The organism is Pseudomonas sp. M2 (assembly GCF_015751845.1).
Classification (GTDB): Bacteria; Pseudomonadota; Gammaproteobacteria; order Pseudomonadales; family Pseudomonadaceae; genus Aquipseudomonas; species Aquipseudomonas putida_E.
In genome coordinates this window covers 1,978,295-1,999,631 of the sequence record NZ_JADOUD010000001.1, presented here as the reverse complement: position 1 = coordinate 1,999,631, position 21,337 = coordinate 1,978,295, and the positions used below count along the sequence as shown (strand labels likewise).

Genomic DNA, 21,337 nt, shown 5'->3' with positions numbered 1-21,337 from the left:
CTCGATCCAGATTTCGTTCAGCGGTGCAGGCTCGGGGTCGGCAGGAAGGGGGGCTACAGCAGTTTTCACGGGCGGGTACCTCTGGCGCAATGAAAAAAGCATATAGCTGCCTAATGATTAGATCCAATATATTGTTCGACCTATTTAAGACGTTTTGCGACTTGTTCTGGAGGCCCCATGGAACTGCGCCACCTGCGTTATTTCATTGCCGTTGCCGAAGAGCTGCACTTCGGGCGGGCGGCCCAGCAGTTAGGCATTTCTCAGCCACCCCTGAGTCAGCAGATTCAGGCTTTGGAACAGGAGTTGGGCGCGCGCCTGTTCGAACGTACCAATCGTCGGGTCGAGCTGAGTGAGGCCGGTCGGCTGTTCCTCGAGGAAGCCCGTCAGGTAATTGCGCAGGTAGAGAAGGCGGCCGATGTTGCGCGCCGTGCGCAACTGGGTGAGCTGGGCGAAATGAAGATCGGCTTTACCTCGTCGGCCCCTTTTACCTCGAAGATTCCCAAGGCGATTCATGCCTTCCGCCAGCGCTTCCCGGCGGTGCACCTGAACCTCAAGGAAATGAGCAGCCGCGATGTCGCCGAAGGGGTGTTCGACGAGTCCATCGAGGTCGGCCTGATGCGGCCCATGCCCTTGCCGGAAGGGCTGGTGGCCACGGAGCTGTTTCGCGAGCCGCTGGTGGCGGTGATCAATGCCTCACATGCGCTGGCCGAAGGGACCGAGCACGGTGTGCACATGGCGGCGCTGGCCCACGAGCCCTTCGTGTTCTTCCCGCGCAGTTACGGCAGTGGATTGCACGCCCAGTTGCTGAGTCTGGCGCGACAGGCGGGTTTCAATCCGCATTTTGCTCAGGAAGCAGGGGAGGCCATGACCATCATTGGGCTAGTGTCGGCGGGCCTTGGGGTGTCGATTTTGCCTGCTTCCTTTCAGCGCATGCGCATCGAGGGCGTCGTGTACCGAACGCTTCTGGATGAAGACGCCACCTCTGCTGTATGGCTGGTCCAGCGCCAACATGGCGGATCGGCAATGGCCAAGGCCTTTGCCGCATTGCTGACGGGCGTAACCGCAGGGGGCAATTGAACCCTTGCCATCGGCGTCGGGCAATTGGCGCTGGCCAATGCCGCTGCGCCGCCACATACTCGGGCATTCGTTGATACACGGAGGTCTCTCATGCGGCGCGTGGTGTTCAATCAGAAAGGTGGTGTGGGCAAGTCGAGCATCGCTTGCAATCTGGCGGCGGTCAGCGCCAGTGAAGGTTATCGGACCCTGCTGATCGACCTGGATGCCCAGGCCAACTCGACTCAGTACCTGACCGGCCTTACCGGCGAAGACATTCCGATGGGCATCGCCGACTTCTTCAAGCAAAGCCTCTCCAGCGGGCCGTTCAGCAAGAAGAACAAGGTCGATATCTACGAAACCCCGTTCGACAACCTGCATGTGGTCACCGCCACGTCAGAGCTGGCCGATTTGCAGCCCAAGCTTGAGGCCAAGCACAAGATCAACAAGCTGCGTAAGTTGCTCGACGAGCTCGACGAGGATTACGAGCGGATCTACATCGATACGCCGCCTGCACTCAACTTCTATGCGGTATCGGCGCTGATTGCGGCAGACCGTGTGCTGATCCCGTTCGACTGCGACAGTTTTTCGCGCCAGGCGCTGTATGGGCTGCTGGCCGAGATAGAAGAGTTGAAGGATGACCACAACGAAGAGCTGGTGGTCGAAGGCATTGTCGTCAATCAGTTCCAGTCCCGCGCCAGCCTGCCCCAGCAGATGCTCGACGAACTGCTGGCCGAAGGCCTGCCGGTATTGCCGGTATACCTGAGCAGTTCGGTGAAGATGCGCGAGTCGCACCACGCCAGTTTACCGCTGATCCACCTGGAGCCACGGCACAAGCTGACCCAGCAGTTTGTCGAGCTGCATGACTTGCTTGAGCGCACCGCGTGAAATGCTCATCCTTGCGCGAGGAGTAGATAAGCGCTAGCATCTCCCAAAACGGGAGATCTGCTTGGATGCGCGTCATTGCCAAAAGTACATTGGTGAAATTCTGGGAGTTACCAGGGCATGAAGATGCCAAGGCACCGTTGGAGAGTTGGCACGATATGGCACAAAAAGCCACATGGCGAACACCGCAAGAGGTGAAAAGCCAGATTGGCAGCGCTAGCATATGTGGCAACAACCGCGTGGTCTTCAACATCGGAGGCAATAAATACCGGCTAGTGGTTGAAATGCAGTATCGAGCTGGTATTGCCTGGGTGAAATTCGTCGGAACGCACAAGCGATATGACGAAATTGACGTGGAGACGATCAGTGAATATTAAGCCAATCCGCAATGACGACGACCTTAAAGCCGCATTTCTGCGACTGGAATCCATTTATCAAGCACAAGCCGGTACGCCCGATGCTGATGAAATGGAAGTTCTTGTGACATTGATTGAGGTGTACGAAAACAAGCACTACCCCATTCAGCCCGCAGACCCAATCGAGGCTATCAAATTCTGCATGGACCAGCAGGGGTTGACAGCGCGGGACCTGGAGCCTTACATCGGCCCAAGCGGTCGCGTATCTGAAGTCTTGAACGGGAAGCGCAGGCTAAGTCTGTCCATGATCAAACGGCTTCACGATGGCCTCCGCATTCCCTATGAATCCCTACTGGCGAACGCTTGAGGCTTAAACCCCTTGGCTGCGTAGCCACTCCAGCAACGACTGCAGTGGAAACGCGCCGGCCTGGCGGCTGACTTCGCGGCCGTTCTTGAACAGGATCAGGCTGGGAATCGAACGGATACCCAACTGGCCCGCAAGGTTGCGGTTGGCTTCACTGTCGAGCTTGGCCAGGCGGCAGCGGCCGGTAAGCTGGCGGGCGGCCTGTTCGAAAGTGGGGGCGAAGGACTTGCACGGGCCGCACCAGTCGGCCCAGACGTCGATCAGCAGCGGCAGGTCGCCTTTGATCTGGCTGGCATAGTTGCGTTCGTTGAGCTCGAACGGCTGGCTCAACAGCACATCCTGTTTGCAGCGGCCGCATTTCGGCGCATCGCCCAGGCGGGATGAAGGCAGGCGGTTGAGGCCGTCGCAGTGGGGGCAGGGCACTAGCAGTGAGTCGGACATGTCGTTTCCTTGTGGTGTTTGTTCGGACGCTATCGCCGGCCAGCCATCAGGAGGAGCAGCTGATTTCCAGGTGTTTGCCCCACGCGGGCGGTCGCTCGGCGTAAGCCTGCATTCCGGCTTGTTCCTCGAATGGCGTGCTCAACACCTGATGCAGCCGCCGCACTTCACTGTAGTCACCGGCCTCGGCGGCTTCGATGGCTTTTTGCGCCAGGTAGTTGCGCAGTACGTACAGCGGGTTCACCGCATGCATGCGCTCGCGGCGCCCATCGCCATTACCGGCTTCACGCTCACAGCGGGCCAGATAGTCCGCGCCCCAGGCATCGAAACCTGCCAGGTCGATGAAATCGTCGCGTACGCCCTTGAGTGCCTCGGCCACCGGTTGATCGCCCAGCCTGCGGAAGAACAGGTTGTAGTCCACACCCCCGCTCTGCATGCGTTGTAGCAGGCGCTCGACCAGCGCCATGTCGTCGTCCTCGGCCGTGGTCAGGCCCAGGCGCCGGCGCATCAGGTCCAGGTAATGTGCCTGGTACAGTGGCAGGAACAGCCCCAATGCCTCCTTCAAAGGCTCGACCTCGATCACGGTGGTCAGGGCCTGGGCCAGCGCGCTGAGGTTCCAGTGGGCGATCGGTACCTGGTTGGCATAGCTGTAGCGGCCACGATCATCGGAATGGTTGCAGATGAAGTTGGCGTCGAAGTCGTCAAGGAAGGCATAGGGGCCAAAATCGAAGGTGATGCCCAGGATCGACATGTTGTCGGTGTTCATCACCCCATGACAGAAGCCGTACGCCTGCCAGTGAGCAATCAGTTCGGCGTTACGCTCGACGATGGTGCGGAACATGGCCAGGTAGGGTTGTTCGGCCTCACGGCATTCGGGGTAGTGCTGTTCCAGCACATGATCGATCAGTACCCGCTGCTGTTCCGGTTGCTTGGTGTAGTAGAAATATTCGAAGTGGCCGAAGCGCACGTGGCTCTGCGCCAGGCGCGTGAGCATGGCCGCACTTTCGCGTGTTTCGCGCCATACCGGGGTGCTGGAGCCAATCACGCACAGTGCCCGGCTGGTGGCGATACCCAAGGCGTGCAGGGCCTCGGATGCGAGAAACTCGCGGATGGAGGAACGCAGTACGGCGCGGCCGTCGCCCATGCGTGAATACGGCGTCTGGCCGGCGCCCTTGAGGTGCAGGTCCCAGTGTTCGCCTGCGTCGTTGAGCACTTCGGCCAGTAGCAGGCCGCGCCCATCGCCCAGGCGTGGGTTATACGAGCCGAACTGATGTCCGGAATAGACCATCGCCCGCGGGTCGGCCTCTTCCCAGAGCTTTTGGCCGCTGAACACTTCGGCGAACAAGGGCAAATCGGCTTGGGCCGGGTCGAGGTCGAGCAAGGCCATGGCTGACTCGCTTGCCACCACCAGGCGAGGCTCTGCGATGGGCTCGGGCAAAACCTGAGTGGAGAACGCATCGCCCAGGCGGGCGAAGCGGTTGTCGAAGGTGAGTTGGTCGAGGGCTTTCACGGGCTGCTCCTGGGGATCGGTGCCAAGGGGCCGCTTTGCGGCCCAATCGCCGGCAAGCCGGCTCCCACATGACTATCGCAGCGGCGCGGACCCTGTGGGAGCCGGCTTGCCGGCGATCGAGGGCGCAGCCCTCGTATGTATTTTGGGTGTTCAAGCGCTACGGCGTCTACTCACACTGGTTGAGTGCCATCCGGTTTCGGTTGCTCCACCGGTATCAGCTGCTGCTTGCCGCCCTGCATGTCCATCAGGTACACCTCGACCTGGCGAACAGAGATCTTGATGTTGTGCGCTTTGAACTCGCGATTGATAAAGCGGTTGATCTCGTCCAGCGTCGGGTTGCGGTCGCCCAGGTCCCGTACATGCATGCGCAGTTCGTGGTCCAGCGAGCTTTCGCCGAAATTGAGGAAGTACACGAGCGGCTCCGGGTCCTTGAGCACCCGTGGGTTCTCGTGGGCGCCCTTGAGCAGCAGCTCGCGCACCAGGTCCAGGTCGGAGCCATAGTCGATGCCCAGTTTCAGCGTGACGCGGGTGACCGTGTCGGTCAGCGACCAGTTGATCAGCTGGCCGGTGATGAAGGTCTTGTTGGGGACGATGATGTCCTTGCGGTCGAAGTCGGTGATGGTGGTGGCGCGGATACGGATCTTGCTCACGGTGCCGGACAGGTTGCCGATGGTGATGGTGTCGCCGATGCGCACCGGGCGCTCGAACAGGATCATGATGCCGGAGATGAAGTTGGCGAATATCTCCTGCATGCCGAAGCCCAGGCCGACCGACAGGGCTGCCACCAGCCACTGCAACTTGTCCCAGCTTACGCCGAGGGTCGACAGGGTACTGACGATGCCTATACCGACGATGGTGTACGACAGCAGCGTGGTGGTGGCATAGGCGCTGCCCTGGGCCAGGTTCAGCCGCGACAGCACCAGCACCTCCAGCAGGCCCGGCAAGTTACCGGCCAGGGCGAAGGTGATGCCGACGATCACCAGCGCGCCGAGTAGGTCGCCGAGGCTGATCGGCACCATGCTGGCGGCCGTGCCGGTGCCGCTGGTGTATTCGTACAGGGTGAAGTTGTTGAGGTAGGCGAACACCGTGATCAAGTCGGCCCACACCCAGTACAAGCCGGCAATGAAGCCACCGAGCAAGGCCAGGCGGATCAGGCGCAACGACTGCTGGTTGACCTGCTCGATGTCCAGTGTCGGCTCTTCGGTGATGACTTCGCCATCCAGCCCTTCCTTGGCGGCCGCACGCTTGCTCAGGGCACGCTGGTAGGCCAGGCGTCGCGCGGCAACCGACAGGCCGCGTACGAAGGCGGCCTCGATCACCAGCCAGAACATCAGCAGATAAAGGGTGTAGATCAACCGGTCGGTGAGTTTGAGTGCGGTGTAGTAATAACCAAAGCAGACTGCCACGAACAAGGCGATCGGCAAGGCCGTGAAGGCCAGCCCGACGGCCCTGCGGAACAGCGAGGCGTCGCGGTGCGCGGGGCTGCTCAGCAACAGGCGGCTGAGCAGCCAGGCCATCAGTGCATAACAGGTCAGCACTACCCCGATGCCCAGCACGTCGTCGGCCAGTGCCGACGGCTGGTGCTCGGCCACCGCCACGACGCCGACCAGCGCCAGCACCACGGTGCCCAGCCTGCGCACCCAGCCGCGCAGGAACTCGACTTGCGGCTTGTGCCAGCGGAAGTGGACTTCCGCCACCCCGCCCGGGGCGAGTATGCGGTAGGCGGTGTAGAACACCAGCCAGGCCTGGGCCAGTTGCCAGAGCGCGGAGCCAAGGTTGGCGTTCTGCCCGCGGGCGTCGATCTGCAGGGCATAGCTGCACAGGGCAAGGCCCAGGCTCACTGGCATCGCCAGGAGGATGTTGATCAGGATCGCCTGGGGCGTATGCCACTGGCTGTCACGGCGAAAGTGGCCGATGTCCTGGTGCACCTTGCTCAGCCGCTGGTACAGGTATTTGCGGCGCCACAGCAAGGCGCCGATCACCAGCAGTAGCGGCAGGAACAACAATGGGCGCTGGCTCAGCCCGTCGCCCAGCTCCTTCAGGCCAGACCCCCAAGGCACGTCGGCGACCTGCTTGGCAAAGCGCTCCGGAACAGACTTCAACCAGTCCCAGTCCAGCGGCTTGTTGCTCGGGATCCAGAACATCTGTTCGTCGAGCGTGGTGCGCAGGCCTTGCGCAGTGCTGAGCAGCTGCTTCTGGTTGAGCTGCAGGGTGATCGATTCGTTGAGCAGCGCCGACAGTTCTCGGTTCAGGCGTTCGAGCAGGTCGCTGCGGGTGATCGCCACTTCCAGCAGGGCTTTGCGCAGGGCCGGGGTGACGTCTTCCTGCGGCTGGTTGGCCAGCAGCTTGTCGACGTAGGTCACGGGGCTGCTCATCTGCTCGCGCTGCTGGTTGATCTCGAACTGGTACAGGCGGATGTCGGCGATCTGGTCGGCCAGGTCACGGTCGAGCTTCAGGTGCGGCAGGGCCTGTTTCTGCTTGTAGAGGATCTTTGACAGCAGCAGGCTGCCCTTGAGCACGCTGATCTGCTCGTCCAGGGCCTGGTCGGCCTGGGTCAGGCTGTCGAGCTGCTGCTTGGTGCGCAGGTTCTGCTGGGTCAGCTCGTTAAGGCGGTCGGTGCTCTTGAGCAGGTAGTCGGAAAGTTTGAGGTTGGCTGCGCTTTCGCTGGCCAGCAGGCTGCTGCCGCCAGCCTTCTGCGCTTCGATCGACTGCTGGGTGACGGTTTGCTGGGATTGGGCCAGACGCTTCTCATTGATCAGCGTCTGCAGGTCCTGGATTTCCTGTTCCAGGCGTGCGGTGCGTTCAATCAGCAGGTCGTGGCGGGCGTTGCCCAGGTCTTGCAGCAGGCCGTTGCCGGCCAGCTCCTGGCGGCGCAGCAGGGTCACGGCATTTAGCGAAGCCAGTTCGGCATTGAGCTGGTTACGCTGGTCGGCATTGATTGATTTGCCGCCATCCTTGCCGCTCTTGAGGATAGTGTTGATCTGCTGGCTGCGGGTCTGGTTGTTGCTGATCTCAGCCTGAGCGCGCTCGGGGCGGGTCTGCGAATTGATGATCAGGCTGTTGGCGTCGGACAGCGCTTTTTGCAGCTCGCCCTGCAGGGTGTTGCGTTCGCTGAGCATCTGTTCGAGTTGCGGCACGCTAAGGCTGGCGTAGCGCTGGGCCACCGGTTGTGGCTTGCTGGCCTTGAGCTTGGCCAGTTCTTTCTGGCTGTCGCTGGTCTCTTTGGGGGCGCCAGCCAGCTGTTGCTTGAGCGCGGCAAGCTTCTTCTCGCTGTCTTCCTTGTTGGCAAGCAGGCTCAGGGTTTGTTCGAGCACCTGCTGCAAGGCCTTCTGATCGGCCTCGGGCAGCTTGCGTTCGGCGATCTTGTCGAGGCTGTTCTGGATACTGGCAGCGCTCGGGGCTTCGGCCGCAGCAGCGGCGAACGGCAGGGACAGGCACAGCCCGAGCAGGGCTGTGCGAAGGTACACGCGCAGGGACATAGGCAGACTACTTGTGGATCATGCAGAAACGAAGTTTAGAGGAACAATCCTGGTCCGGGTCGCGTTCCTTCGGGGAATCTGACGCCCACTTTCTGGATCTTGTTCCCGTCCATGGTCGCCACGGTCCAGATCGTGCCGTGCCATTCGACCTGATCGCCCACTACTGGAGCGCCCCCGACCTTCTGTCGGATGAACTGCGCCAGCGGCATTTTTGCGTCCAGGCCGTCGAGTTTCAGGCCGTAAAGGGCTGCCACCGCGCCCAGTTCGGCATCGCCTTCGAGCACGAAGTCGCCGAAAAAGCGCAGGTCCAGGCCGCGTTGCGGGGCTTGGCTGAACAGTTTGCCCAGTGCTGGCAGGTTGTGTTCGTGGCCGATCACGCAAAGCATGTCGCCGACTTCGAGCACGGTACTGCCGGAGGGGTGCAATAGCTGTTCGCCACGGAACAGCGCGGCGATGCGGGTGCCCTCGGGCATCTTCAGTTCGCGCAGGGCGGCACCGATGCACCACTTTTCCGCACCCAGGCGATAGACGAACAACTCCCACTCGCTGGTGATGTGCACCTCGAGCGCAGACCGCGAGATCGGTGCCGGGTCCGGTGGTACCGTGACTTTCAGCAGTTTGGCCATCCACGGCAGGCTGGTGCCCTGCACCAGCAGCGATACCAGCACGATGAAGAACGCCAGGTTGAAGAACAGCTGCGCGTCAGGCAACCCGGCCATCAGCGGAAACACCGCGAGGATGATGGGGACCGCGCCGCGCAGGCCGACCCAGGAAATGAAGGCTTTCTCGCGGCCATGGAAGGCCTTGAACGGCAGCAGTGCGGCAACCACCGACAGCGGCCGCGCGATCAGGATCATCCACAGCGCCAGGCCCAGTGCGGGCAGGGCGATCGGCAGCAGGTCATGTGGCGTGACCAGCAGCCCCAGCACCAGGAACATGCCGATCTGGGCGAGCCAGGCCATGCCGTCGAGCATGTGCAGGATGCCGTGGCGGCTGCGGATCGGCTTGTTGCCCAGCACCAGGCCGCACAGGTAAACGGCAAGGAAGCCGCTGCCGTGCAGGGCGTTGGTCAGCGAGAACACCGCCAGCCCGCCAGCGATGACCAGAATAGGGTACAGGCCACCGGCCAGGTTGATCCGGTTGACCAGTTGCAGCATCAGCCAGCCACCGCCCAGGCCCAGCAGGCCACCGATGCCGAACTCGCGCAGCAAGTGCCCCAGCAGGCTCCAGTGCAGCCCGGTCTGGCCGCTGGCGATCATGTCGATCAGGGTGACGGTGAGGAAGACGGCCATGGGGTCGTTGCTGCCCGATTCGATCTCCAGCGTGGCCGTGACCCGTTCGTTCAGGCCTTTGCCCCCGAGCAGCGAGAACACCGCTGCGGCGTCGGTGGAGCCGACGATGGCGCCGATCAGCAGGCCCTGGATGAGGCTGAGGTCAAACAGCCAGGCCGCGACCAGGCCGGTGAGGGCAGTGGTGATCATCACGCCGATGGTGGCCAGCGACAATGCCGGCCACAAGGCCACGCGGAAGCTCGCTACCCGCGTGCGCAGGCCGCCGTCGAGCAGGATCACCGCCAGTGCCAGGTTGCCCACCAGGTAGGCGGTCGGGTAGTTGTTGAAGATGATGCCGCCACCGTCCACGCCTGCGAGCATGCCGACCGCGAGGATGATGACCAGGATTGGAATGCCAAGGCGCGACGACAGCGAGCTGACCAGGATACTTGCGCCCACCAGCAATGCGCCGATCAGGAACAGGCTGTTGATGGTGCTTGCATCCAAAGGCAGGTACTCCGGGATAACGCGGGGAAGAGGACTCGATAGCTTTGAAGAACTAGCAGGTCGCGTGCCAATCGATTCTAACCTGATGAATTGGCAGCATGTAAAGCGTTTCTGCAGATGTAGAAAAGGCACCGCGGTGGGTGCCTTTTCTTGTGTTGCCTATGCCGGCGATGAGGCCGGAGCAGGTCAGGCCTGCTTCACTTCACGCATTGGCTTGCCTTTTACCGGGGCGCCGTTGGCCACGTAGTACTTGGCAGTGCTGCGAGGCAGCGGCTTGCGGTTGCGGATCTTGTCCGAGATTTTCTCGGCGATCATGATCGTGGTGGCGTTGAGGTTACCGGTGATGATGATCGGCATGATCGACGCATCCACCACACGCAGGCCCTGCATGCCGTGCACGCGGCCTTCGCCATCGACCACCGCCATGTCGTCGGTACCCATCTTGCACGAGCAGGACGGGTGGAAGGCGGTTTCGGCGTGCTCGCGGATGAACTTGTCCAGCTCTTCGTCCGTCTGCACGTGCGCCCCCGGGCTGATCTCGCGGCCACGGTACGGGTCCAGCGCTGGCTGGGCCATGATCTCGCGAGTCAGGCGGATACCGTCACGGAACTCCTGCCAGTCCTGCTCGGTGGCCATGTAGTTGAACAGGATGCTCGGGTGCTGGCGAGGGTCCTTGGACTTGACCTGGACGCGGCCACGGCTAGGCGAACGCATCGAGCCCATATGTGCCTGGAAACCGTGTTCCTTCACGCCGTTGGAACCGTTGTAGTTAATCGCGACAGGCAGGAAGTGGTACTGAATGTTCGGCCATTCGAACTCAGGGCGGGTACGGATGAAACCGCCTGCCTCGAACTGGTTGCTGGCGCCGATGCCGGTGCCGTTGAACAGCCACTCGGCACCGATGGCCGGCTGGTTCCACCACAGCAGCGACGGGTACAGCGACACCGGCTGGGTGCAGGCGTACTGCAGGTAAAGCTCGAGGTGATCCTGCAGGTTCTCACCGACGCCCGGCAGGTCGTGCACGACCGGGATGTCGAGGCTTTCCAGCAGGGCGCGCGGGCCCACGCCGGAGCGCTGCAGCAATTGCGGCGAGGCGATGGCGCCAGAGCTTACGATGACTTCCTTGCGGGCGCGGGCTTCGACGCGCTCCTCGCTGTCGCCGACCAGATAGGTCACGCCAACGGCGCGCTTGCCTTCGAACAGCACGCGGTCGCTCAGGGCATGGGTGACGATGGTCAGGTTCGGGCGCTTCTTGGCCTGGTCCAGGTAACCGCGGGCGGTGCTGGAGCGGCGGCCGTTCTTGGTCACCGAACGGTCCATCGGGCCGAAGCCTTCCTGCTGGTAGCCGTTCAGGTCTTCAGTGCGCGGGTAACCGGCCTGTACGCCGGCCTCGACCATGGCGTTGAACAGCGGGTTGTTGCCGGCTTTGGGCGTGGCAACGCTGAGCGGGCCTTCACCACCGTGGTAATCGTTGGGGCCGATGTCACGGGTTTCCGCCTTGCGGAAGTACGGCAGGCAGTCCAGGTAAGCCCAGTCTTCCAGGCCCGGCAGTTTTGCCCAGCCGTCGAAGTCCAGGGCGTTACCGCGGATGTAGCACATGCCGTTGATCAGCGAGGAACCACCCAGGCCCTTGCCGCGGCCACATTCCATGCGGCGGCCGTCCATGTGCGGCTCCGGGTCGGTCTCGTAGGCCCAGTTGTAGCGACGGCCTTGGAGCGGGAATGCCAGGGCGGCCGGCATCTGGGTGCGGAAGTCGAGGCGGTAGTCGGGGCCACCGGCTTCGAGCAGCAGGACGGTGACGCTGGCGTCTTCGGTCAGGCGAGTGGCCAGGGTGTTACCGGCCGAGCCGGCACCAACGATGATGTAATCGTATTCCATGGGCTTTCTCCTCGAAAGCAGCGGCAAGCTTCAAGCTACAAGCTGCAAGAAAACACAGCCGTGCGAAGCTCGCGAATGGATTAGGGCTGCAAGGGCCGGGGCATGATGCACCCGGCACTTGCTTGCAGCTTGTTGCTCGCGGCTTGGAGCTGAGTTTCTCAGAAGACCGACGCGTAGCCGCCCAGTTCGACCTGGACCGACTTGATGCGAGTGTATTGCGCCAGCGAACTGATGCCGTTTTCACGGCCGACGCCCGACTGCTTGTAGCCACCGACCGGCATTTCGGCTGGCGATTCACCCCAGGCGTTGATCCAGCAGATGCCGGCTTCGAGCTTGTGGATGATGCGGTGGGCGCGGGTGATGTCGTTGGTGCACACGCCTGCGGCCAGGCCGTATTCGGTGTCGTTTGCGCGACGGATGACTTCTTCTTCGGTTTCGTAGGTGAGGATGCTCATCACCGGGCCGAAGATCTCTTCCTTGACGATGGTCATGTCGTCGGTGCAGTCGGTGAACACGGTCGGGGCCACGAAGGCGCCCTTGGCGAAATCACCTTCGGTCAGACGCTCGCCGCCGCACAGTACGCGGGCACCTTCTTGCTTGCCCTTGGCGATGTAGCCCAGCACGCTTTCCATGTGCTGGAAGCTGACCAGCGGGCCGAAATTGGTGTTTTCGTCTTCCGGGTTGCCGGCGCGGATACGGGCAACGCGCTCGGCGATCTTGGCTTCGAAGGCCGCTTTCATCTGGGCTGGGATGAACACGCGGGTACCGTTGGTGCAGACCTGACCGGAGCTGTAGAAGTTGGCCATCATGGCGATGTCGGCGGCCTTGTCCAGGTCGGCGTCGGCGCAGATGATCAGCGGCGACTTGCCACCCAGCTCCATGGTGACTTCCTTGAGCGAGGAGCTCGAAGCGCTGGCCATGACTTTCTTGCCGGTGGTGGTGCCGCCGGTGAAGGAGACTTTCTCGATGCGCGGGTGTTCGGTCAGCCAGGTGCCGACTTCACGGCCGCTGCCGGTCAGCACGTTGAACACGCCGTCCGGCAGGCCAGCTTCGGTGTAGATCTCGGCCAGTTTCAGGGTGGTCAGCGAGGTGACTTCCGAAGGCTTGAAGATCATCGCGTTGCCGGCGGCCAGGGCTGGGGCGGACTTCCACAGGGCGATCTGGATCGGGTAGTTCCAGGCGCCGATACCGACGGTCACGCCCAGCGGCTCGCGGCGGGTGTAGACGAACGAGCTTTCGCGCAGCGGAATCTGCTCGCCTTCGATGGCCGGCACCAGGCCTGCGTAGTATTCCAGCACGTCGGCGCCAGTGACGATGTCGACGTAGCGGGTTTCGGAGTACGACTTGCCGGTGTCCAGCGTTTCCAGCATGGCCAGTTCGTCGTTGCGCTCACGCAGAATGTCGACGGCACGGCGCAGGATGCGCGAACGCTGCATGGCAGTCATTGCGGCCCAGATTTTCTGACCGCGCTCGGCGCTTTCGACGGCTTTCTCGACGTCGGCCTGAGTGGCGCGCTGCACGTGGGCGAGGACTTCGCCGGTCGCCGGGTTGATGGCTTCGAAGGTGGCGTTGCTGGCAGCGTCGACATAACCGCCGTCAATGTAGAGTTTTTGCGTTCCGAAACGGGCCATAGTGTCCTCGCAAGTGCAGTGTGTGAGTGGCTTTCGCGTCACGCTCCGGCCGGCTGGGCAAGGGCTGTGCGCGTTTTTTCAGAGGCCGGTGGTTGCGTGTCCGGGCGCTGCTGTTTAGCCAGTTGTAGTTCCAGGTATTCGTAAGCGATCTGTATCGCCTGGCCGGTGTCGAAGGCATCGCCCGACAACGCTCCACGCAGCCACAGCCCGTCGATCAAGGCAGCCAGGCCGCGGGCGGCGGTGCGCGCTTCATCGAGCGGCATGGCGCGGCGGAACTGGCAGCACAGGTTGGAATACAGGCGGTGATCGTTGATCCGCTGCAACCTGTGCAAGGACGGCTGGTGCATGCTGGAGGCCCAGAAGGCCAGCCAGGTTTTCATTGCCGGGCCATTCACCTGGCTGGCATCGAAGTTGCCTTCGATGATCACCCTCAGGTGGGCTCGCGGGCTGTCGTCGGTCAGCGCTTGGCGACGAGCGATCACGCCCTCGTTGAGCATGTTCATGATGTAGCGCATCGTCGCCGCTATCAGGCCGTTCTTGTCCTGAAAGTAGTGACTGATGATGCCGTTCGACACACCGGCCAAACGGGCAATCAGCGCAATGCTGGCATCTCCCAGGCCGACCTGATCGACTGCTTGCAGCGTAGCTTCGATCAATTGCTGGCGGCGGATGGGTTGCATACCGACCTTGGGCATCTTGCTATCTCCTCAGGCCTGACGAGCAGACGAAGTGCGGCTGACTCGGCGAGGACCAGTCTATTTTGTTTTGATTGAACGTTCAATCAATAAAGAATAAGCTCTGCGACAATTTGTGCCATTGACAGTTTTTCAGGCTGTTTCGAGGGCACGGATTGACACCCCAGGAAATCGCGTAACCCCCGGAATACAAGGCGTTGACGGGTATGAGCGATGCGAACTGCAGATTCTGCCGAGCGGTCATCGACCTGCGGCAGGCCCTTGGAGCGGGCGGGGTGCTCTGTGACGAATGCGCGCACCAATCTGATTTGGCGAAGCATTTGCGCCGACCACCTGTCTGGTTTTTGCAACGTTTCTATCAGGGATCACGGTTTCCAAGGTGCTTTTATAACACCTGACGCAGTGGGGGTATTCCACCAATTGCTCGGGAAAAGACTGATTAGCCTCCACAGCCGCACTGCCCGGAGCATTCGTGCAATGAGTTCTGCCTCCCTTACCAAACCCCCCGCCGAGAGGGTACGGGTCAATCGCGTGGTGTTTTTCACTTCCGCGCTGATGATCCTCGTTCTGACTGCCTTGCTTATCGCTGTTCCCGAAACCGCCGGTCAGGTACTGGGCGTGGCCCAGAAGTGGCTGACGCGCACCTTCGGCTGGTACTACATGCTGGTGATCTGCGGTTACCTGCTGTTTGTCGTTTACCTGGCGTTCTCCGATTACGGCAAGCTCAAGCTTGGCGGCAAGGATGACCAGCCCGACTTCAGTTACGGCGCCTGGGCCGGCATGCTGTTTTCCTCCGGTATCGGCATCTCGCTGCTGTACTTCGGCGCCTCCGAGCCGCTGGACCACTACTTCAATCCGCCCCAGGGCACCCCTGCCAGCCTCGAGGCCGCGCGCCAGGGCCTGCAACTGACCTTCCTGCACTGGGGCCTGCATGGCTGGGCGATCTACGCCCTGGTCGGGTTGGCCGTAGGCTACTTTGCCTACCGGCACAACCAGCCGCTGGCACTGCGCTCGGCACTGTATCCGCTGGTCGGCGAGCGTTGGGTCAAGGGCGCTGCCGGCAATGCCGTGGACATCTTCGGCATGTTCGTCACCCTGCTCGGTCTGGTGACCAACCTGGGGATCGGTGCGATGCAGGTGTCTTCGGGCCTTGAATACCTGTTCGGCATGGACCACAGCCAGACCAACCTGCTGGTGGTGATTCTGGTCATGGCCGGCGTGGCTACGGTGGCTGCGGTGTCAGGTGTGGAAAACGGCATCCGCCGCCTGTCCAACCTGAACATCATGCTGTTCAGTGGTTTGCTGATCTTCGTGCTGCTGGGCGGCGAGACCCTGCACCTGCTCAACGGCCTGGTGCAGAACATCGGCGACTACCTCAATGGCATCGTGCTGAAGACTTTCGACCTTTATGTCTACGAAGGCGAGGCCGGCAACTCTGAGCGCTGGTTGGGCCTGTGGACCGTGTTCTACTGGGCGTGGTGGATCTCCTGGGGCCCGTTCGTCGGCATGTTCATTGCCCGTATCTCCAAGGGCCGTACCGTGCGCCAGCTGGTCTGCGGCGTACTGCTGATCCCGCTGGGCTTCACCCTGGCCTGGTTGTCGATCTTCGGCAATACCGCCCTTGACCTGGTGATCAACCAGGGCGCCGTGGAGCTGGGCAAGACCGCGCTGGAGCAGCCGTCGATGTCGATCTACCAGCTGCTGGAGTATTTCCCAGCCGCCAAGATCGTGATCGGTGTGGCGGTGTTCGTGGGCTTCGTGCTGTTCCTCACCCCGGCCGACTCCGGTGCGGTGATGATGGCCAACCTGTCGTGCAAGGGCGGCAAGGTCGACGAAGATGCCCCGCACTGGATGGTGGTGTTCTGGTCGGTGATCATCACCCTGGTCACCATTGGCCTGCTGTTCGCCGGTAACTTCGAAGCCATGCAGACCATGGTGGTGCTGGCGGGCCTGCCGTTCTCGGTGGTGCTGGTGCTGTTCATGTTCGGCCTGTACAAGGCCATGAAGCAGGACGTTGCCGTGGAACAGGAGCGTGCCGAGCTGGCCGCCCGTGGCCGTCGCGGTTTCACCGAGCGCCTGAGCCAGCTGGAGCTGCAGCCGACCCAGGCCGTGGTGCAGCGCTTCATGGACAAGCAGGTCAGCCCGGCCCTGAAAGAAGCAGCCGAGCAACTGCGCACCCTGGGCTTTGATGTCGAGAGCCGTGTTGGCCAGTCGCGCAACATGATGGGCCTGCGGGTGATGATGGAAGAGGGCAACCCCTTCGTTTACGAGGTGAGCCTGGACGGTTACATGGCCGCACCGAGCGATGCGCCGGTCGAGGGCGAGCCGCAGGTGCGCCAGCGCTTCTATCGCGCCGAAGTGTACCTGCACGATGGCAGCCAGGAGTACGACCTGATGGGCTTCGCGCCTGAGCAGATCGTGCGTGATGTACTCGACCAGTTCGAGAGCCATCGCCAGTTGCTGGGCCGCGTCTACAGCTGATCCGGTTAGCCCTTGGGCGGCCGGATGCCGGCCGCCCAACGGCTCCAGCTTTATGTAACGCAGCGAACTTTGCCCCTTGGCACATCCTTGCGCTCCATTTGTCGCGAGGAAGCCGCCCCATGCCCATTCAGCCAAGTCCTGTGCCTGACTTTCGTCGGGCAGTTGCTACCGAGTTTTTCAGTCGTCCAACCCTACGTAGTGTTCTGAGCCAGCAGATTCTCGAATTGCTGGTCCCCTGTCATGCCGCTTTGGCCGGCGCCAGGCTGCCCGATGCCGAACCGCTCATACTCAACATCCCTGCCCGCATTGCGTCCGGCCCGCAGACCTACGACGCGTGGACGCCCCGGCCATTGCTGGAGGTCATGCTTGAGGCATTTCACGCCCGCCAACCCCTGGCATCGCTGGGGGCTGACGGTGGGGATTTCCTGCTGGCAGTCCGGGAACCCTGGTTCCTGCGCGACCAGCAGGGCAACAAATTGCCGTCTGGGGCGATTTCGATCCGGCCCCAACTGGCTGCCTTGGATGACCTCCTGCTTATGCTTGCGGACAACTTCTGCCAAGCCCTGGTCGATTACTGGACGGCGTCAGGCAGTCAAGGCGTGAGCCGGGACCTGTGGCTGCAGCACCTGCTCAAAACGGCATTGCTGCAGAATTTGAGATTGCAAAGCCTGGACGACCAGCAACGTCAGTGTTTGCTCAGCTTGCTCAAGAATCACGGCGCCACTCCTTCTGTATTTATGGTCCAGGTGCAACTCGATAACGACGCTCAGTGGTTGCCTAACCTGCTGGTCAGGGGCGAGTGGGACGAGCGCGAGGTGTTTCTGTGGTGCGCCCCGTCCAGCCTGGTGAGGGCATTTGCATCGCTGGATGACTTCGCTGAAACGTTACGTGACGAGTTTGCCGAGCACCAGCGCTTCGAATCCATGGCATGGCACCGCTATGAGTTGGAAGGTGACGTGTTTGCCCAGCAAAGCAGCCTGTTGTTGGAGATCATGCTTGATGACATAGGGCGTTTGCGTTACGCGCAGTTGCCAGACTGTTCGCTGCTTGAGAGGGCTTTTTCTGCGCTGAGCGACCCCGCGCGCTGGTTCATTGAAGGTTACGGCCAAGCCAGCGAGGCACAGATTGCATTGCCGCCTGGCCTGCGAAATAGCAATGCTGCAAATAACTTTGTCTATCAACGGGGCGTGTTCGAACTGGCTTTGGCTCAGGCTCAGTCCGAAGGGGGTGGGGCGCTTGAGGATGTACTTGATCTGCGCAGCTACACCCGTCAGGCGCTGCGGGCGCGAATGCTTGCTGATTTCCCGGTCGAGGCCAACTATTTTCCGGATGACCTGGTTCTGCAACTGACCATCAATGCCGGCTGGCCCGGTGGTGCCGGCGTCGGGCCGGGCGATTCGGCGGTTGAGCACCGCAGCATGACGTTGACCGATTTCGCCATCGGTAACCTCTGGTCGCTGCAGAGCGCGCAGCTTACCGGCATAACGCACCGTGAAAACCAGTTGATCATGGACTGGATGAATGTCGACTACGTCAAGTCGCTGGTGCAGCGTGTCGACATCGGCAAGCACTACCCCACCTACGTCGCGCAGAAGCTGGACGACCCCGCTACACAGACCGAGCGGATCAAACGCTTTGGCCGTGAATGGCGGTGTTCACTACTGTTCAGCGCGCTCTATGCCCGCTTGCAGGGCGGGCTGAGCGACGCAGGCTTGCAGTGTGTGACCGATTTTTGCCACGGCTACCTTGACCCGCAATTGCCAGCGCTGATGCTGATGCCTCTGGCCTTCAGGCGTGAAGCGAGCGCGATCGAGCAGGATGAGGTCAGTGGCATGTATGTTCTGTTCGCTGCTGAGCCTGCAAAGGTTTTGCTGTATCGGCCTCTGTACAACGCAACGCCGCTGCTCGAGTTTGCCAGCCTGGACCTGATGATGGCTGCAATCCGCAAGCCCGGGCCATTGCAGGACAGCGTCCTTGAGTGGATGTCGCCCGCCTCGCGTGCCGCCTACGCATATGGCGGCTTTTACGAGCCGCATTGGCCAGGGCCTATCCTGGCAAGCGATTTGCTGCCTGAGCGAGGGCGCCCACCAACTTTCGCAGCGCAGTTCTGGCGCAATGATGTGGATGTGAGGCTGTATAAGGCCAATCGCAACCTGCTGGTGGAACTGGCTGACCGCGAATCGGTTTCCAATGCCGAGAGTCGCTGGGCGGTTCTCGTTCAGGGGGCTTGGCTGTTGTTCGACGTTGTAACGTTGCTGCTGCGTGGGCCTGTGGCCGTCGTTGCCTGGCTGGTACAGGCCATTTCCGGATTGCACGACGACCTGGTGGCCTTGCGCGATGGCAGTGCGTTCGAGCGCAGTGCAGCTGTGGTGGACCTGTTGCTCAACGCCTGCATGGCCTTGATGCATTTGCGTTTGCCGCGGTTGCACTTAAGCGAGCCTGTAAGGGACCTTCCCGCTCGGGGCGCAATGCCTGCGTGGCCTGGCGCACAAGCAATGGTTGTTCCCATACAAGGCAAGGTTGGTGTTCCAGGAGGGCTGGCGAAGCATGGCTCTACCCGGCTGGATTTTTCCTGGCGTGGCACACAGGGGTTCAATGTGCTCTCACCGCAGCAGCGCAAGGTGGTGTCCGGTATGCGCGTGGATGTATCGCTGGAAGGCCTGGAACCGCTTGCAGCGGGAGCGGAACGCGGGTTGTACCGCGTTGGCGAGCACTATTACCTTACGCTAGGCGATGGTGTGTACCGGGCCACCTTTGAGGAGCAAGGTTTGCGTATGGTGGGGGCCGACGGCGGCCTGGGGCCCTGGTTGGCGTTCGAGCACGGACAATGGCGTGTCGATCGTGGCTTGCGCTTGCAAGGCGGCATGCCACGCAGTCGCCTTGAAGCCTTGAAAGAGGAAAATCGCAAGAAAATCGAGCAACTCAAGAGCGAAGAAACAGTACTGGCCCGCCAGCACAATGCGCTGGCAGATACGCTGAACAGGCACCGCGACCTGCTCGGTGAAAAGGACAAGCGCATCGCAGTGCTCGAGGCGCTTGCCGAGCCGGACGACTTGGCCCTTCGCGAACTGGAACTGACCCAACGCCTGCGCAAGCAGATCAACTTGAAGATTGTCTATGAGGTCAAGAGCCTGATCGGGAACTCACTCGAGCATGAGCGAGTGGTCGCCAGCCTCTTCAGCATGCGCCATGACAACAATGCCTACAGCAATGCTGTCAGGGAGCAGCGCAGCAGGATCCGCCACAGCCTGATCGAGAATATTTCGACGTTCTATAACGAACTGGCTTCCATCATCAATGATGAGGATGTGCAAAGCCTGGCCGACCAGGTCGTCATACACCCTGAGCAGGCAGAGGAGATCAGCCAGTACGAGCACTTTCGCAGCGTACTGGAAGAGGTCATCAAGTGGGAGTCGGACCTTGTGGACATGTCCCGACTGCTCGACACCCTGCTCGACGAAACGCTCAAGGACGACAGTTACGTTTTCAGAAACGATGAAACCCACCAACGCATCAACAAGGAAGCCGAGCTCAAAGGTACTATTGAGGCGCGTCGGGTATCGGCCATCGATCTGGACTTTCGCCTGCTCCAGGACTTGGCGGAGGTCAGCCTGGACCGGCTGGCCGATGTGGAGGAACGGGTGTTGTCGCAATACCTCGAGTACCTGGCCGGCGACAGCCTGAAAAGTGCAGGCAACGCGCACGGCGATCTGGCTGGCAGTAACCTGGCGCTGGCCGAGCAGATCGAGGTCTTGAGCGGCATCCTGGAAGGTTATGAAGAAGCCGCAGCGATGGCCGATTACCTGGGCAGTGTGGGCGGCGCCGCGATCAGGCAGGAACCGTTGCAGCAGTACAAGAGAACGCTGCGCGGTTTGCAGCGTGCCGCCCAGAACGAGCTGGCCCAAGCGGTACGCGAGCAGGAACTGTCCGAGCCTGCCGCGCCGCGTCCGGTGTTCTACACCCCGCGCGGCGGGCGGCGCAAGCTGGTCCGCACCCATCGCGGGCGCAAGGTGCTGGGCGAGGAAGTCGAGCTGGATGGGGTGGCGGTCGTCCAGCAGCGCGACGAACGTACCCGGCATGTGCTGAAAACCTTCCGTCAGCAAGGTGATGAATGGGTCGAGGATGCGCCACAGCCCGATGAAGCGAAGCCGCCATTCTCGCCGCAGACCCCACGCTTGGCACGCAAGCGGGCTCAGGCACTGCTTGACGAGGTCGATCGGATCAACAAACTGGCCAGAAGCTTTTTCCAGGCTGAGCAACCCAATGGTTTGGCCACGGTCGTCGATGGGCACCTGGAAAAACTGCGGATTGCTCACAGTACTTTGCCCCGCATGACCCCTGACGATGCTTTGTTCGAGCAGCTGGGGGCGGCCATTGAACGCTTGCAGGCCACCCGTCGCGATCTGCTGACCGGTATCTACCTGTCAACCGACCATCCGGATGCCAGTAGCCTGCGCTTTCTGCTCGACAACCACCAAGTGACGATACACCGCGCAGGGCCACGCAAGCTGCTGGCAGCGGGCGATTACCTGGATGTCTACGAAATCAGGCGTATGCCGCGGGCCGGGCAGGCTCAAGGCGACGGGCTGTGGGAGGCGCACTTCCACTACCTGGACATGGATACGACGGCGCGGCAATTCAGCAAGGGCCATCTGAAGCTGTGGGCGCAGCGCAAATTGGGGCGCCTGGCGCAGCTGCGGGCAGCGACCAGCGGTGAAGCCCTGGTGGCGATCTACCGGGGTAATTTACGCCTGAACCAGGTGGAGGGCCTGATCCCTTTCGACTGAAA

14 protein-coding genes are annotated in these 21,337 nt (G+C 61.7%); 6 read left to right on the top strand and 8 right to left on the bottom strand.

The window, feature by feature from the left end:
- Positions 1 to 177: 177 nt before the first annotated feature.
- From IWW33_RS09285 to IWW33_RS09270, 4 genes are all read left to right on the top strand, one after another.
- Positions 178 to 1,077: a LysR family transcriptional regulator gene (locus tag IWW33_RS09285; protein ID WP_119688137.1), complete on the top strand. Its 900-nt coding sequence runs from the start codon at positions 178 to 180 to the stop codon at positions 1,075 to 1,077.
- A gap of 90 nt (positions 1,078 to 1,167) precedes the next feature.
- Positions 1,168 to 1,941, top strand: coding sequence for a ParA family protein (locus IWW33_RS09280; protein WP_046784972.1), 774 nt, complete (start codon positions 1,168 to 1,170; stop codon positions 1,939 to 1,941).
- A gap of 65 nt (positions 1,942 to 2,006) precedes the next feature.
- Positions 2,007 to 2,315, top strand: a complete 309-nt coding sequence (locus IWW33_RS09275; RefSeq protein ID WP_046784973.1) for a type II toxin-antitoxin system HigB family toxin — start codon at positions 2,007 to 2,009, stop codon at positions 2,313 to 2,315.
- Positions 2,305 to 2,661 (top strand): transcriptional regulator, encoded by a 357-nt coding sequence (locus IWW33_RS09270; RefSeq protein WP_046784974.1) that lies wholly within the window; start codon positions 2,305 to 2,307, stop codon positions 2,659 to 2,661. The genes IWW33_RS09275 and IWW33_RS09270 overlap by 11 nt, the downstream gene beginning before the upstream one ends.
- A gap of 3 nt (positions 2,662 to 2,664) precedes the next feature.
- Here IWW33_RS09270 and trxC read toward each other — a convergent pair whose 3' ends face one another.
- The 8 genes from trxC to IWW33_RS09230 all read right to left on the bottom strand — a co-directional run bounded on the left by trxC (position 2,665) and on the right by IWW33_RS09230 (position 14,387).
- A complete protein-coding gene (gene trxC, locus IWW33_RS09265; RefSeq protein ID WP_115273383.1) occupies positions 2,665 to 3,099 on the bottom strand; it encodes a thioredoxin TrxC in 435 nt (144 codons plus the stop codon).
- A 46-nt stretch (positions 3,100 to 3,145) separates the two neighbouring features.
- Positions 3,146 to 4,606: a protein adenylyltransferase SelO gene (selO, locus tag IWW33_RS09260; RefSeq protein ID WP_119688138.1), complete on the bottom strand. Its 1,461-nt coding sequence runs from the start codon at positions 4,604 to 4,606 to the stop codon at positions 3,146 to 3,148.
- Between the two features lie 170 nt (positions 4,607 to 4,776).
- Positions 4,777 to 8,085, bottom strand: coding sequence for a mechanosensitive channel MscK (gene mscK / locus IWW33_RS09255; protein WP_119688139.1), 3,309 nt, complete (start codon positions 8,083 to 8,085; stop codon positions 4,777 to 4,779).
- A 35-nt stretch (positions 8,086 to 8,120) separates the two neighbouring features.
- On the bottom strand, positions 8,121 to 9,863 hold the full coding sequence (locus tag IWW33_RS09250) for a potassium/proton antiporter (RefSeq protein ID WP_115273385.1): 1,743 nt from the start codon (positions 9,861 to 9,863) through the stop codon (positions 8,121 to 8,123).
- Between the two features lie 186 nt (positions 9,864 to 10,049).
- Positions 10,050 to 11,741 carry a choline dehydrogenase gene (betA, locus tag IWW33_RS09245; protein ID WP_046784979.1) on the bottom strand — a complete coding sequence of 564 codons (1,692 nt, stop codon included), beginning with the start codon at positions 11,739 to 11,741 and terminating at the stop codon, positions 10,050 to 10,052.
- Positions 11,742 to 11,899: 158 nt separating this feature from the next.
- Positions 11,900 to 13,372 carry a betaine-aldehyde dehydrogenase gene (betB, locus tag IWW33_RS09240; RefSeq protein WP_174141012.1) on the bottom strand — a complete coding sequence of 491 codons (1,473 nt, stop codon included), beginning with the start codon at positions 13,370 to 13,372 and terminating at the stop codon, positions 11,900 to 11,902.
- Positions 13,373 to 13,410: 38 nt separating this feature from the next.
- On the bottom strand, positions 13,411 to 14,067 hold the full coding sequence (gene betI / locus IWW33_RS09235) for a transcriptional regulator BetI (RefSeq protein ID WP_039601898.1): 657 nt from the start codon (positions 14,065 to 14,067) through the stop codon (positions 13,411 to 13,413).
- 86 nt (positions 14,068 to 14,153) lie between these two features.
- Positions 14,154 to 14,387, bottom strand: coding sequence for a hypothetical protein (locus IWW33_RS09230; RefSeq protein ID WP_125923652.1), 234 nt, complete (start codon positions 14,385 to 14,387; stop codon positions 14,154 to 14,156).
- 214 nt (positions 14,388 to 14,601) lie between these two features.
- Between IWW33_RS09230 and IWW33_RS09225 the strand changes: the two genes are divergently transcribed.
- Complete coding sequence (locus tag IWW33_RS09225) at positions 14,602 to 16,548, top strand: BCCT family transporter (protein WP_237859345.1); 1,947 nt, start codon at positions 14,602 to 14,604, stop codon at positions 16,546 to 16,548.
- 119 nt (positions 16,549 to 16,667) lie between these two features.
- Positions 16,668 to 21,335, top strand: a complete 4,668-nt coding sequence (locus tag IWW33_RS09220) for a DUF6543 domain-containing protein (protein WP_148708296.1) — start codon at positions 16,668 to 16,670, stop codon at positions 21,333 to 21,335.
- Positions 21,336 to 21,337: the final 2 nt, after the last annotated feature.